Raw genomic sequence first — 15230 nt, 5'->3', positions numbered from 1 at the left:
TTTCCTTCTTGTCAGCACGTTTTTCCTTCAAGCTCTTTACGGCGGTCTTTTTGCCGCCTTCTTTCTTTGATCCTTTATCTTTTGTCATGATCGTATAGTTTATTTCTTGTAAGATAAGGTATTTAAATGAAATACCAGATATGTAGCCAAAAATGACTACATTTAACAACTTCGTATTGATCGACTGGTTCTTCCCCGCTTCCGTACCAATCCAGTCATCACATCCAGGGAACAATTCATGCTAGCGTTTTCGACCGTTAAATAATTACACCCAAGAGACGTGTATAAATTGCCATAAATAAAAGGCAATAAATTAAAGCAATCGCTTGAGTGCGGTTGAAAACAAACAGACGGTGAAAACCTACACTCACAAATAATTTAATCAGATGAAAATCGCTTTTATAGGCACTTACGCCCCCCGCCAATGCGGTATCGGGTCATTTACACAGCACCTCTTCCAATCTACCGGCGACGGTTCCGGGACATCAGGCAATTTTGTCGTCGCCATCAATGATCCCGGCAGTACTTATGTGTATCCTCCGGAAGTGAAATTTATCATCGACCAGGACGACCATGGCACGTACCTCAAGGCGGCTGAGTTCATTAACCAAAACCAGGTGGATGTATGTATTGTCCAGCACGAATTTGGAATTTTCGGCGGACAGAACGGCATATTCATCCTGACGTTGCTGCATAGTCTGGAGGTTCCTGTGATGGCTACGTTCCACACCGTGCTCAATAAGCCATCCTACAATCAGCTGGCGGTGATGAAAGAAATCACCAGGGTAGCCAGCAAATTAATCGTCATGGCCCACAAGGCAGCGGAGATACTGCGGCAAACGTACGGGGTACCGGCAGAAAAAATCGAACTGGTGCCCCACGGTGTGCCGCCCATCCGGTACGATCGGACGGCAGCCCGGCTGGAGTTGGGGCTGGAGACGAAAAAGGTATTGTTGACATTTGGCTTCATTGGTCGCAACAAAGGGATCGAAACCGCTATATGCGCTTTGCCGAGGGTCGTAGCGAAATACCCCGACGTCGTGTACGTTGTACTTGGAAAAACACATCCCAATGTGGTCAAGCACGCGGGCGAAGAATACCGGTTGTTTTTGCACCGGTTGGTCAAGAAACTGGGCCTCGAAGACCACGTGGTATTCCTCAACCAGTACGCGTCGGAAGACGATTTGTTCAAATACCTCGCCGCTTCCGACATTTACCTCACACCCTACCTCAATGAGGCGCAGATTACCAGCGGCACCCTGTCCTATGCAGTCGGTGTCGGTTCGGCCGTCGTATCCACTCCCTATTGGCACGCGGCCGAGCTATTGGCCGAAGGACGGGGAGAGTTATTTAACTTTGCTGATGAGGAGCAACTGACCAACCTATTGGTAGATTTACTTGCACATCCTGATAAATTAGAAGCTTTGCGGGATAAGGCGGGAGAATACGGAAAAACCATCACCTGGCCGAAAACGGGTGCAAGATACCATGAACTTACCAAGGATCTCATGGGCAACGTCCCCAAAGCGATCCTCAAAAAGGATCCGGCATTGGACCGCAGCATACTGCCTCCATTGCGCTTCGACCACATCGAACGGCTCACGGATCGTGTGGGCATATTCCAGCATGCCAACTTCGGGATTCCGAATTACAACGAAGGGTATTGCCTTGATGACAATGCACGGGCACTGCTCATGATGCTGATGGCTTATAGGCGGACCAACAGCGAGCAGGCGCTCAAATATATCGCTGTTTACCTTGGCTACCTGAATTATGCGCAGAACACGGATGGCACCTTCCGGAACTTTATGGGGTTCAATCGGAGTTTCCTCGATGATGTGGGCTCGGAGGACGCCTTTGGAAGGGCTATCTGGGCGCTCGGCTATGCCATTGCCTATTCGCCGATGGATGCCTATTATCAGGTTGTGCAACGGCTGTTCTCCAATGCAGCGCCCCATTTTGAACACCTGAAGTCCATCCGGAGCATTGCCAATACGCTTATCGGTCTCTATTATTATTTGAAAGACAATCCGTCAAACGAAGAGATGTCCGAACTAACGCGGAAGCTGGCCCAACGTCTTAATGATGTCTATCAGCTACACCGGACAGACACCTGGCATTGGTATGAATCGCTTTTGGCCTACGACAATGGGCTGCTGCCCATGGCCATGCTATGTGCCGCAGAGGTGACAAACAATGCGTCGTTCAGGGATGTGGCATTTGAAAGTCTGGAATTCCTGGAATCGCATACGCTTTCCAAAGGACATCTGAGCCTCATCGGCAATGAGAATTGGTACAGGCAAACCGGCGTTCCCTCACCATTTGCCCAACAGCCTGTTGATGCCATGGCTATGGTGCTGCTTTACTTCCAGGCCTACAGCTATGCAGGAGATCCCCGTTACCTCAGCCGGCTGTATACGTCATTCATGTGGTTCTTGGGCGAGAACGATCTCCGCGTGAGTATGTATGATTTTGACACCCACGGTTGCTGCGATGGATTGCAACGCGACGGCGTAAATCGTAACCAGGGTGCAGAAAGCACGCTGGCGTATCTTATTTCGTATCTGGCGCTGCAACATACCTTTGAAAAGCCCTACGGCAGCATCGTATCATGAATGGGCGCGATCAGAAAATAAATACAGGCATTAGTTTGGTGTTTTCCAACTAAATAACCTACCTTTATGATAATTAATAAGATACAGATACACGTCTCCGGGTTACCACTTTCCTCTTACCACAGCCAAAGTGGGCTTTAATATTCGATCTCTGCATCCATCGTTTACATTTTAAAGCCCATTATCATGGTCATTTTGTTTTTTTTCATAGGGATATGGTATCTCTCGTTGTTTTCGCAGACCTTTTTCCAGCATCGGTATGCAGCGCATGGCTCATTTACGATGAGCCGGTTCTGGGAACGTTTTTTCTTCGTGTTTTCATATATTACGCAGGGCTCTTCCTACATGAGCCCACGGGCTTACGCCATCATGCACCGTATGCATCACGCGTATACCGATACCGAGCGGGATCCCCATTCGCCTAACTTCTCATCAAATATCTTTGCCATGATGTGGCGTACACGGAACATCTACCTCGACATTGACAGGCGGCGTATGCAGGTGGAGGAGCGATTTACAAAAAACCTACCAAACTGGGAGCGGCTTGATCGGTGGGGCAATTCCCCGCTTTCGAGGGTGCTGTGGGGAGTCGCCTACATTGCCTTTTTTCTGCTGTTTTCCAGCAGCTTGTGGTGGTTCCTGCTACTTCCCATCGTCATTACCATGGGTGCCTTCCACGGGGCTGTGATCAATTGGTTTGCGCATAAATACGGTTACATCAATTTCAGGCTTAAAAACACTTCACGCAACCTGCTGGTGGTTGACGTACTGATGCTCGGCGAGTCTTATCACAACAATCACCATAAACATCCTTCTTCGGCTAACTTCGGTAGGCGCTGGCACGAAATCGATCCGGTATACCCTGTTGTCCTCTTATTGAAGTGGCTACGGGTTATCAATTTCCCGAAGGCAAGCATGTCGGCTCCGGAGGTTCGTCCAGACGATCCGTCAAATCAAATTTAACAATGAAGAAGTTTGGCATCATCCAATACTCGAAGGGAAGGCGGGAATCCGAAGCTATTATTTGCTCAAACCAAAAAAATAACTTTTTATACTCATCGTTGTTATCTTCTGTAGGTCTGCTTGATTGCAACGATACCGCTAAGATTACCGCGTTATGGGGCCGGATGTCGGGAAGGAATAGTAGTTTATAATGGCTAATAGGGAAATTTTAACGGAATGGGTTGACGCCTTCAACTCGGAGAACATAGAGGCAATCATGGAACTTTACGCGGACACTGCTGCGCTTTGTCTCGTGGCGAAGTATCCGTTAATCGGAATCGGAAGAAATAGCATACGAAAAATATATCGCTGGCTATTTTCATCGGGGGAAAGGACATGCATCCCGAAAAACATTTTTGAAGACGGCGACAACCTGATTCTTGAATGGAAGGATACCGCGGGATTTTTTGCCTGCGAAGTCATACAGTTTAAGCGCAACAAGATAATTTCCCAACGGAGTTATCAGGAAAAATTACCACGCCTAAAATCAGAACAGCTTTCTTTCCAATCAAACTGAAAAATCATTAGCTGAAGTGATTATTGAGTCGGTTAGGATTCGAAACAACACAGCTGTACAACCGACAGCGGATATACATCACAAAAAATGTACAATTGGGCATAAGGTCTATGAATTTCGTCGAAAGTCCGGATTTCCGAAGAAGCTATCATGGGAGTATCTGGCATAACTTACTGAATAATCTAAAATACTCGGCCGAAGATGAGCAGATGATTCTGGAAAACCTAAATGTCGTAAGAAGAGGTTGTCGTAGGTAACAAACGGCTAACTAAAACAATGTTTAATCAAATTGAGCATGAATCCTGTTTCAATGAAAAGATGGATTTCATTGGTGATTTAATTATCGGATATACGAAAGATAAAAATGAAAGGTCTCTTCTTTGGGTAAATAAGGGAAAACTAAGGAAAGTAAAATTAGCACCCTATCATAAATTGTCAAGAAGTGCTGATTATGCCAAGCTATATGAAGTAAGTAGGTTCCTCAGAAAGGATAAAATCGAGTTTGAGGGACTAGACAAGGGCGAGCAGAAGGTTTCCGAAACAGTTGCTGACTCTAAGCTGTACACAGCGCTTGTTGATAAAGTAAGATCGTTTCTCGATTCATTAGTCGATCAGCAAATATTTCTTTAAGCCTTCATCCCAATATTGGGTATGAGCACCGCTATACATTGCTGGAAAAAATATCTTCAGTCATAATGATATTTTGCCGGGTATATTATCTTAAACCCATACCCGGTCTTTATTTGTTAGGATAATTGAAGTTATATTTCCCGTTTTATCAAATCAGCTTATTTATACGTCCGTGTCAGCACGGACGAACAAAAAAGAAAGGGTTATTCCCTGCCGGAACAGGAAGACCGGTTACTTAAATATTGTGAATCCAATAATATTCTTGTTAAAGGGATATACCGTGAGGATTTTTCCGCAAAGAACTTCAACAGGCCAGAGTGGAAGAAGCTAATTTCCGTAATTAAAAAGGAGCGTGGCAAGGAAGAGAAGAATATCCTATTTATCAAATGGGATCGGTTCAGCCGTAACATACAATACGCATATGAGATGATAGGAATATTAAGGAAATACCATGCCAAAGTGATGGCTATTGACCAGCCGGTTGATCTGGATATTCCGGAGAGTTCGGTGATGCTCGCCGTTTACCTGTCGGTTCCGGAAGCAGAAAATAGCAGGCGTGCAATGAATACAGCAAATGGAATGCGTAGGGCAAGGCAAATGGGGAGACATCCTAATAAAGCGCCAGTAGGATATTCGAACCTTACAACAACGGATGGAAAAAAATATATCGCTCCAAAGCAGCCGGAAGCTGGCATTATCAAATGGATATTCCTTCAGCTTGCAAAAAACATCTACAAAATGACAGAGATAAGAAGAATGGCCGCCACACAGGGCTTTCACTGTTCTTCGTCCAATTTTTCCAAGCTTATCCGAAATCCAGTCTATTGCGGTCTGATTCCGATAGTGTTAGGTGATAACGAAAAGGAGATGGTAAAAGGGAACCATGAAGCACTCATATCCATGTCTATTTTTTATCGGGTACAGGATATTATAAATACAAAAATAAGGATGTCAAAAAGGTCCGAAGAGCTAAAAGCTACTTTTTTTCTTACGGGTTTTTTGACTTGTCCGCTTTGTGGTAAAAGGATTTGCGGTAGCTTTTCCAAAGGGTCAAGATATAGATATCCTTATTACCATTGTCGGGGAAGATGTAGAGCCAGAACCAATGCTGTTTTGCTAAACTACAGTTATGAAAGCCAACTTCGACAGCTTATGCTTTCGAGTAAGGCGGTCCAGCTTTTTAATTATATTTTGGATGATGCTAATCTAAATACGAGTAGGACTGCTTGTCTCAACGAAAGAGCTGGTATCCTGAGGCAATTGGCTAGGCGACAATTAGCACTTTCCAAAGCCAGGAAACTATTCGTTGAAGATATGTTGAAGTTTGACGACTATAGCGAATTCAAAAGCGAATACGTCGCGTGTTGTGCTCGCCTGAAAAAAGAACTAGGTGATAATATTGAAAAGCTGAATGGTATTGACCTGCAACGCCGGTTGGATCACGGCTCCTTATTAGAAATTTTCAGTGGATACGAACTATTGGATACAGCCGATAAAAAATACCTTCTAAAATTCATTCCTCCAGCGGAAGTGAATTTCGTAACGGGTGAGCTTTCTTTGGAACTTAGTAGTGCATTGTCAAAAATACTGGTATTGAAATAGGGGATTAAATTATTAAAATGAACTTTGTAGAAAGAAAGATTTCCGTTAAAAGGACAATTTCAATTCTGTCTAAGAATGGTGTTGAAGTTGATGAGCAGGAAGCCGGCGTCATCTTGGATTTTCTCTATCTAGTAGCAAAGAATTACGGAAAGAGAGAGGCTGTACAAGAAACCTATATCCCAAAGGAGATGTCGAACTCCCTAAAAACATCATCAGGTCGTTGATAATATTACTTTTTAGACTGATAGGGATAAAAGTATAAGAAGCGTTGTAGTGATTGTCGAACTGGCTTTGGCCGACTTGTAATAGTTTGGGCAACAGGATTTTATTGGCATAAAAAAGGGAAACTGCCATTGTATGGTGTTTCCCTATGTAGCGGGGATTGGACTCGAACCAATGACCTTCGGGTTATGAGCCCGACGAGCTACCAACTGCTCCACCCCGCACTGTATTTTCAATTCTGTTTCCGAATTGGACTGCAAAGATATAATTTGTTTCTTTGCAAAACAAATCAGATTTGAAAAAAATGCCCTACAAAGCAGGTTTTGTCAGCATTATCGGAAAGCCCAATGCAGGTAAGTCTACCTTAATGAATGCTTTAGTCGGCGAGAAGATGTCGATCATCACGCCCAAAGCCCAGACGACGCGGCATCGTATTATTGGTATTGTCAATGAGCCAGGGTACCAAATTGTGTTTTCAGATACACCCGGCGTAATCAAACCGACCTATACGCTGCAGACGTCGATGATGAGTGCCGTGCAAGGTTCGTTAATCGACGCCGATATCATTTTGCTCGTTACCGATATACATGAGCGGTACGATGAAAGCGATATTATCGAGAAACTCAAGAAAACAGCATCGCCGGTGGCGGTGCTGATTAATAAAATCGATAAGTCTACGGCCGAGGAAGTGAAAAGCAAGATCGCCTATTGGCAAGAGACGGTATCACCGAAGGTAATCCTGGCCATATCCGCGCTGCACGACCACAATATCCAAGCGGTGATGCAATTTATCCTCGATCACTTGCCCGAGCACCCACCCTATTACGAGCAGGATGCACTTACGGATAAAAATGAGCGTTTTTTTGTGTCGGAGATTATTCGGGAGAAAGTGTTCAAGCTGTATGAAAAGGAAATTCCATATAGCACTGAGGTAGTCATCACCGCATTCAAAGAGGAACAATATATCACACGTATCAGCGGAGAGATCATCGTTGAGCGCGATTCACAAAAGAATATCATCATAGGGAAAGGCGGCAGCATGATCAAGAAAGTGGGAACCTACGCGCGGCAGGATATCGAGGAATTCCTGCAAAGGAAGGTGTTTTTGGAGCTCTTCGTGAAGGTGATTCCCGATTGGCGGAAAAAAGACAATTACCTGAAGCGGTTTGGCTACGAACAGTAGGCCGATGAAAAATAAAAATGGTCGTTACGCTTAGTTATCAAATAATTAATTATCTTTGCAGCCCCGCAGCACAAGGCTACCGGGAACTATGTTGGATACATAATTATTAATAGAAAAATGGCAGTTAAAATTAGATTGCAAAGACACGGTAAAAAGGGAAGGCCTTTCTACCATGTAGTAGTGGCCGACTCGCGTTCACCGCGCGACGGTAAATTTATCGAGCGTATCGGCTCTTATAACCCCAACACAAATCCGGCAACCATCGATTTGAATTTTGATAAGGCCCTTGATTGGTTGGACAAAGGCGCGCAACCCACGGATACAACCCGGGCGATCCTATCGTACAAAGGAGTGCTTTACAAAAAGCATTTATTGGGCGGTGTGAAGAAAGGTGCGTTTGATGAAGCTGCCGCTGATGCCAAATTTGAAGAATGGCTGAAAGCCAAAGAGGCAAAAATACAAGGCAAGGAAGAGAATTTAGCCCAAACGAAGGCGGAAGTTAAGAAGGCTGCGTTGGCCGCCGAAGCGAAGCGCAAAGCAGCTGTGGCTGCCGCGGTAGCTGCCAAGAACACGCCACCGGTGGAGGAGACGCCCGAAGCCGAAGAAGCAACTGAAGGGGCGACAGCTGAAGCACCAGTGGTAGCGGAAGAAAATGCCGCATCCGATGCACCTGCCGCCGAAGCAACCGAGACTGCTGCAGGAGAAGTGACTGAAGCTGCTGCTGACGAAGAAAAGAAAGCGGAAGAATAGCATTTTATTTAGTCAGTATGGAAGAAAGCCGCTCAGGAGGGAAGCCTATCCACCCCGAGCGGCTTTTGTTTTGGGCCGATAAGGCATGTTGAAATGGAAATAGCCGACCATTTTTATATTGGATACATCAGCAAGACCCGTGGATTAAAAGGCGAGGTGCAGCTGTTTTTTGAGTTTGACGACTATAGGAGCCTGGAACTGGATGTATTATTCTTGCAGGTCAATGGTAAGCTGGTACCTTATTTTGTAGAACGCTCGACCATATTGCCTAACCGTACCGCCTATTTGTTTTTTGACGACGTAGATCATATTGAGGTGGCGAAAACGTTAGTCCGAAAGCGTGTTTACCTGCCGAACAACAAATTTCCTGAACGGGACCCCGACGATTTCCGCCTGACTGATTTGAAAGGGTTCGTGGTGATCGATAAAGCGCATGGTACATTAGGTGAGATCATCGAAGTGCACCAATACCCGCAACAGTATGTTGCCGCAGTAATGCATCAGGGAAACGAGGTGTTATTTCCGCTAACTGATGAGTGGATATTGACAATCGATAGGGAAAACAACACGCTCAAGGTAGATCTACCCGAAGGCCTGATCGACATCTATTCATGAAATTCGCCCTTGGCGTATGAGGCTCCTTTGACCAGAAAATGGAAGTCCAATCGCATGGGCCGCGCGACAAATTCACTTTGCTTTAAAAGAGAATTTGGCTAAGTTTGGCGGCTGCCTGACAGGGTTAGCGTATATGGATGATTTATACCAGCTTCAGGGCTATTTAAGAAACAAATTATTCGAATGAAAATAAGCGAACACATTAAAAATGCTAAAGGGAAAACCCTTTACTCATTTGAGATACTCCCACCCATAAAGGGACAGAGTATACAGTCTATTTTTAATGCGATCGATCCGTTGATGGAGTTCGCACCGCCTTTCATCGACGTTACTTACCTGCGAGAGGATTACATTTACAAACAGCACTCCAATGGGCTGTTGGAAAAGGTGGCTTACCGGAAGCGGCCAAGCACGGTGGCTACCTGCGCTGCGATTATGAATAAGTATAAAGTTGACGCCGTGCCCCACCTCATCTGCGGTGGGTTTACCAAAGAAGAAACGGAGAATGCCCTCATTGACTTGCAGTTTTTGGGTATCGACAATGTATTGGTGTTGCGGGGCGATGCACGTAAGAGCGACAGCTCCTTTATCCCCACACCCGGAGGCCATGCGTATGCTTCGGAGCTACTGCAGCACGTAGTCAACATGAATAATGGCCGATATCTCCACGAGGATATGGAAAATTCGGAAAAGACCGACTTCTGTATTGGGGTGGCGGGATATCCCGAAAAGCATTTTGAGTCGCCCAATCTGGATACCGACTTCAATTACTTAAAGAAAAAAGTGGAGCTGGGGGCCGACTTTATCGTTACCCAGATGTTTTTCGACAACAGTAAGTATAAAGCGTTCGTAGACAAATGCCGGGCACACGGTATCCACATACCCATCATCCCCGGGTTAAAACCACTTACGAACAGCAAACAGCTGGTCAGCCTCCCCAAGATATTCCACCTCGATATCCCATTGGAGTTGAGCGAGGCCGTACATGCGTGCAAGTCAGAGCAAGAGGTACGTGATGTTGGGGTTGAATGGATGATTCAACAGTGTAAAGAACTCAAGGCAATGGACGCACCGGTATTGCATTTCTATACCATGGGTAATCCGAAGCCTACCAAACGGATTATAGAGGCGGTTTTTTAAACCGCCATTCCCTAATTCTTATTCGCTTCCTTTGCCCACGTATCCCGGAGGGTTACCGTCCGATTGAATACCAATTTATCGGGTGTCGACTTGCTGTCAAGCGTAAAATAACCCTTTCGGATAAACTGATAGCCTTTCCCCGGGGCCGCACTCAACAAATCAGGCTCCACATACGCCGTTTCGATGACCTGCAGGCTGTCCGGATTGATGGTTGCTCGGAAATCTTCTTCAGCCGCTGGATTTTCTACATTGAATAAGCGGTCATATAGCCGTACTTCAACGGTTCCGGCATGGGGTACGCTCACCCAATGGATGGTCCCTTTTACTTTGATGCCGCTCGTATCTTCGCCGCTTTTCGATTCGGGTATATACGTACAGCGGATTTCGGTGACGTTTCCGTCCGCATCCTTCAGGAAATCCTCACATTTGACGATATAAGCATGTTTCAACCTAACCATCAATCCTGGGCCAAGCCGGAAGAATTTCTTGGGTGGATTTTCCATGAAATCTTCCCGCTCAATCCATAATGTGTTGCTGAATGGAATGCTCCTGCTGCCCTCACCATCGTCGGCTTCGGGGTTGTTTTCGCCGGACAAGACTTCCTCCTCACCTGCGGGATAATTGGTGATGACGAGCTTGATGGGGTCGAGTACGGCCATCCTACGCCATGCGGTTTTGTTGAGGTCTTCACGGATGCAGAATTCCAGCAGCCCCACATCGATGATGTTTTCTCGCTTGGCTACCCCGATACGGTCGCAGAAATTGCGGATACTTGCCGGCGTATAACCCCGTCGACGTAGTCCGCTAATGGTGGGCATGCGGGGATCATCCCAGCTTTCCACGTATTTCTCATTAACCAACTGGAGCAATTTCCGCTTGCTCATCACCGTGTAATTCAAATTGAGCCGTGCAAATTCGTATTGCTTGGAAGGGAAAATCTCAAGTTTTTCAATGAGCCAGTCGTATAGCGGCCTATGGGGTACGAACTCGAGGGTGCAGACCGAGTGGGTGATCTGCTCAATCGAATCACTTTGTCCGTGTGCGAAATCATACATTGGATAAATACACCATTTATTGCCCGTGCGATGATGGTGTGCATGTTTGATCCGGTATAGCAGGGGGTCGCGCAGGTGCATGTTGGGATTGGCAAGATCGATTTTAGCACGGAGCACTTTTGCACCGTCGCTATATTTTCCGTCACGCATTTCTTCAAGCAGGCGCAGGTTCTCGTCCACACTCCGGTCGCGATAGGGGGAAGGTTTACCAGGCTCGGTGGGTGTGCCCTTGGAAGCGGCAATGCCTTCAGACGAGCTATCGTCTACATAGGCCAAACCGTTTTTGATGAGTTTGACGGCGAAGTCGTACAACATATCGAAGTAGTCGGAGGTGTATAATTCTTCCGCCCATTCAAATCCGAGCCATTTGATGTCGTTTTTAATGCTTTCTACGTAAGCTGTTTCTTCGGTTAAGGGGTTCGTATCGTCGAAGCGTAGGTTTGTCTCACCGCCGTATTTTTGGGCCAATCCGAAATTGAGTACAATGGATTTGGCATGGCCGATATGCAGGTAGCCATTCGGTTCGGGCGGAAAGCGGGTGAGCACCCGACCGCCGTGCTTGCCGCTTTGGATATCTTTCTCAATGATTTCTTCTATGAAATTGAGGGATTTTTCTTCATTTTCCATAGCGCAAAGGTAGCTGTTTTCGGCTATTATGTCTAATTTTACGTTTTCTTCTAAATCGGTCGATATGGATAAACGATACGTGTTCTTTTGTATGTTCTTGGTGATCCCGTTTTTGGGAAATGCGCAGCGCAAGCGGCCGCAAGTGTTGGTGTATGGCTACGGGCCGGATGCGTATGCGGCGGCGATACAGTCGGCAATGTCGAACTTAAATACGGTGTGGGTGGTCAACGGCGATCGCTTGGTGCCAGATTTAACTTCGGAGTTCATTTCGCTAACGAACAATGCCCATTTGGATGCGGGAGTTTGGGCTAACCTCTTGGCGGCGACCAAAAAGGAGAAGGCGAGCGATTCGCTAGTGGCCGTAGTGAAGCGGCGAATAAACCCACAGCTGGTCCAAAATGCTGTCGACAGTATATTGAAAACATTCGACAACCTAACGGTCATCGAGGGGGGTACGCTACGTTCGGTAAAGAAATCGGGAAAAAACTGGCGCGTGGAGCTGAACGACCGGAGCCGTTTCAAGGTGCGTGCCATAATCGATGCATCCACGGATGCGCGGCTTTACAGCATGGTGTATGGCACAGTGGATAGCTTCCGTGTCCGAAAAGATATTCCGGCGGATTATTTCCGGTCGGTGCCCGATGCGGGGCTCGCCCGCACAGGGGTCGCAGTGGGTGAGCAGGATGGGTACGGTTATACGTTGCCATTGGGCGCACTTGTGCCTAGGGGCGAAGAAAACCTGTTTTTGACCCGGTTTATACCAGCGGTGCAGCAGTTAGCCACCGGCGCCGAAGCCGATATCCCTTTATTGATGCATGTAGGCCAGGCGGTCGGGGCCGCCGCCGCATATACGGCATTTTTCAAAACGACACCGGATAAGCTAGACGCACGCAGTGTGCAGGGCGAGTTGCTGCAGTATGGGGTACGACTGTTGCCGTTTGTGGACGTGCCCTTGGAAAGCCCGCATTTCGACGCTGTCCAACGGGTCGGCGCTACCGCCATGTTGTTGGGCAGGACGGGTGAAGATGGTCAGCTCTATTTTGACGGTGATGCGATTGTCACTGCCGATGAGGTTCGACCGGTGCTCAATAGCCTTTTTTCGAGGAGCCAGATTTGGTTTATCAACCACGACGATGTCGATACGCTCACCATGGCCGACTTGTTCAGCTACATCAAGTTTGTGGGCCAACGGGGAGACGAATTGGAGGAGCAGGTAGAAAAATATTGGAAGCGCAGGTACCATTTCCAAGGCGAATATGATGAAAAGCAGCAGGCAACCCGGACGCATGTAGCGGTCCTCCTCGATGCCTATTGCGACCCGTTCGATGTGAAGGTCGGGTTGGACGGGTCCATCCAGCGATAATTAAGTTAGGCTGATTTGCCGTTTTATGCTCTCTTCCAATGAGATGATTGTTTCTGTCCTTTGTATACCTTTTACGGCCTGAATGTCTTCATTGAGTACTTTTCGTAAATGGGTGGTGTCGCGGCACACGATTTTGGCAAACATACTGTAGGTACCGGTGCAATAATGCAGTTCGACCACCTCTTTCACCTGTTTCAATTGTTCCACCGCATTGTTGTATTGCGAGCCTTTCTCCAGGTAAATGCCGAGGAATGCGGTGATATCGAAACCGATTTTCTGTGGGTTGATGATCAGGTTGGATCCCCGTATGATGCCTAGCTCTTCCATCTTTTTCATACGTACATGGATGGTGCCGCCGGAAACAATCAGTTTTTTTGCTATTTCGGTATAGGGTATGGATGCGTTATTCATCAAAATAGACAATATCTGTGTGTCTAAGTTATCTAGCTCGTAATTGTCGTTTCGTTTTTCCATAATTGATCTGGTAATTAGCTCAAATTGTTTTTTGGATATTTGTTCAATTTAACGTTATAATAGGTGTTTGTTGCCAATTCTTCAAAATTAGGCACTAAATTTCGATTATTTATGAAAATATTTCAATTTGTTGATGTAGGGTATCAAAACCGTATATTTACCTAATACAAGTTACCCCTGGATACGTATGGAAGATGTCAAGATTTCCCGGAAGAAGCCGGTATATGCCGTCACCCCGGCGTTGCGAAAATACTTACGCCATTACGAGCGGGAAGCGCGTATGCCCATCGATTATGAACACCTGCTCGATTTTTACGAGACGTTACCGGTAATCGATAAACATGGCCGGGATACCTTATGGGAAACGCCCATTTACCCGCCGCATGTCCAGGAAAATTTATACAACGGGCTGAAAATCATCTATGCCGAACTGAAGGCATCGGGCAATACCCGCATTGTGGAGCATAAATACATCGACCGTGTTGAATACTGCGCTTTTGGCAACACGCATCCGTTCCGGATCCGGATCGTGAACCGGTTGAATGATGTGTACGACTACTTCTACGTGAAGCAGGCCGACGCATCACGGATATATGGATTGGAATTGGAACAGATCATATCGCCCAATACGGTGAATTACCTGGTGGGTGGGCAGACCCTTGTGGAGGAACATATTGTAGGGATACCCGGCGACGTATTTACGAAATCGCTAATGCATAATCCAGATTATAACCCCAAGCGGATCGCCAAGGAGTTCGTGAAGTTTAACGAACGGTGCATCATTACCTTGCTAGGCGATATGCGATCCTATAATTTCGTTGTGCAGATTACCCCCGATTTCGATGATTTCCAGTTCCGTATCCGGGCCATCGATTTTGACCAGCAGTTTTATGAGGGCAATCCCAAAATATATATGCCCCAGTACTTCAAAGACAACCTGGCATATGTCCAGTTGTGTATGGAGCATTTGACCGACCGGACGGCACTCCAATACCAACAGGAAGAGCGGTCATCCATTGTGCACCGGGTGCGCAGCGAGCGACATCGCATCGCTGCGTTACGTGATGTTTCCAACACAGAGGAACTTTCTACCCCTGAAAACGTAAAGCAGCTGAGGGAAGGGTATGCTGCTTATTACGACAACAGCCAATACCTGAAATGCCACACCATGACCGATATCATCGAACTCAACATAAAGAATGTCATTAGGCAGGTCAAACTTTGACGCGTTACTTCAGTCGGTCGGCGTTATCTTTTACAAATGCAGCCCATCCGGAGTAGTTGCCTTTCGAACCGGCCATCCGTTGGTTTTGGAAGGCATGGCATACGGCCGCCGCCAGCCCGTCGGTGGCATCCAAAAATTGGGGTGTCTCATCAAATTTAAGCAAGGTCTTCAGCATAGCTGCCACTTGTTCTTTGGCAGCGCTCCCGTTGC

At 46.6% G+C, this 15230-nt stretch carries 15 protein-coding genes and 1 tRNA gene; 12 read left to right on the top strand and 4 right to left on the bottom strand.

The window, feature by feature from the left end; translation table 11 throughout:
- The first annotated feature begins 386 nt into the window (after positions 1-386).
- The 6 genes from ACO1NT_RS07660 to ACO1NT_RS07635 all read left to right on the top strand — a co-directional run bounded on the left by ACO1NT_RS07660 (position 387) and on the right by ACO1NT_RS07635 (position 6590).
- Positions 387-2615 (top strand): glycosyltransferase, encoded by a 2229-nt coding sequence (locus ACO1NT_RS07660; RefSeq protein WP_449047933.1) that lies wholly within the window; start codon positions 387-389, stop codon positions 2613-2615.
- 186 nt (positions 2616-2801) lie between these two features.
- On the top strand, positions 2802-3578 hold the full coding sequence (locus ACO1NT_RS07655) for an acyl-CoA desaturase (protein ID WP_449047932.1): 777 nt from the start codon (positions 2802-2804) through the stop codon (positions 3576-3578).
- 190 nt (positions 3579-3768) lie between these two features.
- Entirely contained in the window at positions 3769-4134 is a 366-nt protein-coding gene (locus ACO1NT_RS07650; protein WP_449047931.1) for a nuclear transport factor 2 family protein, read from the top strand.
- Between the two features lie 276 nt (positions 4135-4410).
- Positions 4411-4764, top strand: coding sequence for a hypothetical protein (locus ACO1NT_RS07645; RefSeq protein WP_449047929.1), 354 nt, complete (start codon positions 4411-4413; stop codon positions 4762-4764).
- A gap of 135 nt (positions 4765-4899) precedes the next feature.
- Positions 4900-6366, top strand: coding sequence for a recombinase family protein (locus tag ACO1NT_RS07640; RefSeq protein WP_449047981.1), 1467 nt, complete (start codon positions 4900-4902; stop codon positions 6364-6366).
- A gap of 17 nt (positions 6367-6383) precedes the next feature.
- Positions 6384-6590, top strand: a complete 207-nt coding sequence (locus ACO1NT_RS07635; protein ID WP_449047927.1) for a hypothetical protein — start codon at positions 6384-6386, stop codon at positions 6588-6590.
- A 149-nt stretch (positions 6591-6739) separates the two neighbouring features.
- Here the strand turns inward: ACO1NT_RS07635 and ACO1NT_RS07630 are convergent.
- Positions 6740-6812, bottom strand: a tRNA-Met gene (locus tag ACO1NT_RS07630).
- A gap of 80 nt (positions 6813-6892) precedes the next feature.
- Here ACO1NT_RS07630 and era point away from each other — a divergent pair.
- The 4 genes from era (at position 6893) to ACO1NT_RS07610 (ending at position 10276) form a co-directional block, all read left to right on the top strand.
- Positions 6893-7771, top strand: a complete 879-nt coding sequence (gene era, locus ACO1NT_RS07625; protein WP_449047925.1) for a GTPase Era — start codon at positions 6893-6895, stop codon at positions 7769-7771.
- 117 nt (positions 7772-7888) lie between these two features.
- Entirely contained in the window at positions 7889-8521 is a 633-nt protein-coding gene (locus ACO1NT_RS07620; protein WP_449047924.1) for a 30S ribosomal protein S16, read from the top strand.
- A 93-nt stretch (positions 8522-8614) separates the two neighbouring features.
- Entirely contained in the window at positions 8615-9136 is a 522-nt protein-coding gene (gene rimM / locus ACO1NT_RS07615) for a ribosome maturation factor RimM (protein WP_449047922.1), read from the top strand.
- Positions 9137-9319: 183 nt separating this feature from the next.
- The gene (locus tag ACO1NT_RS07610) at positions 9320-10276 is read left to right on the top strand and encodes a methylenetetrahydrofolate reductase (protein WP_449047920.1); all 957 of its coding nucleotides are present in this window, start codon (positions 9320-9322) and stop codon (positions 10274-10276) included.
- Positions 10277-10287: 11 nt separating this feature from the next.
- Here ACO1NT_RS07610 and ACO1NT_RS07605 read toward each other — a convergent pair whose 3' ends face one another.
- The gene (locus ACO1NT_RS07605) at positions 10288-11958 is read right to left on the bottom strand and encodes a glutamine--tRNA ligase/YqeY domain fusion protein (RefSeq protein ID WP_449047919.1); all 1671 of its coding nucleotides are present in this window, start codon (positions 11956-11958) and stop codon (positions 10288-10290) included.
- Positions 11959-12022: 64 nt separating this feature from the next.
- On the opposite strand from ACO1NT_RS07605, the gene ACO1NT_RS07600 reads away from it, so the two are divergent.
- Positions 12023-13321 (top strand): FAD-dependent oxidoreductase, encoded by a 1299-nt coding sequence (locus tag ACO1NT_RS07600; RefSeq protein ID WP_449047918.1) that lies wholly within the window; start codon positions 12023-12025, stop codon positions 13319-13321.
- Here the strand turns inward: ACO1NT_RS07600 and ACO1NT_RS07595 are convergent, their stop codons facing one another.
- Positions 13322-13795, bottom strand: coding sequence for an Lrp/AsnC ligand binding domain-containing protein (locus ACO1NT_RS07595; RefSeq protein WP_449047917.1), 474 nt, complete (start codon positions 13793-13795; stop codon positions 13322-13324).
- 181 nt (positions 13796-13976) lie between these two features.
- On the opposite strand from ACO1NT_RS07595, the gene ACO1NT_RS07590 reads away from it, so the two are divergent.
- A complete protein-coding gene (locus ACO1NT_RS07590; protein WP_449047979.1) occupies positions 13977-15020 on the top strand; it encodes a hypothetical protein in 1044 nt (347 codons plus the stop codon).
- A 4-nt stretch (positions 15021-15024) separates the two neighbouring features.
- Here the strand turns inward: ACO1NT_RS07590 and ACO1NT_RS07585 are convergent.
- The coding region (locus ACO1NT_RS07585) for a crossover junction endodeoxyribonuclease RuvC (RefSeq protein WP_449047916.1) at positions 15025-15230 on the bottom strand (206 nt) is incomplete at its 5' end.

The sequence above is a fragment of the Parapedobacter sp. genome (genome assembly GCF_053550995.1).
Note: the sequence above shows the minus strand (reverse complement) of the source record. Positions and strands in the feature narration are given on the sequence as shown.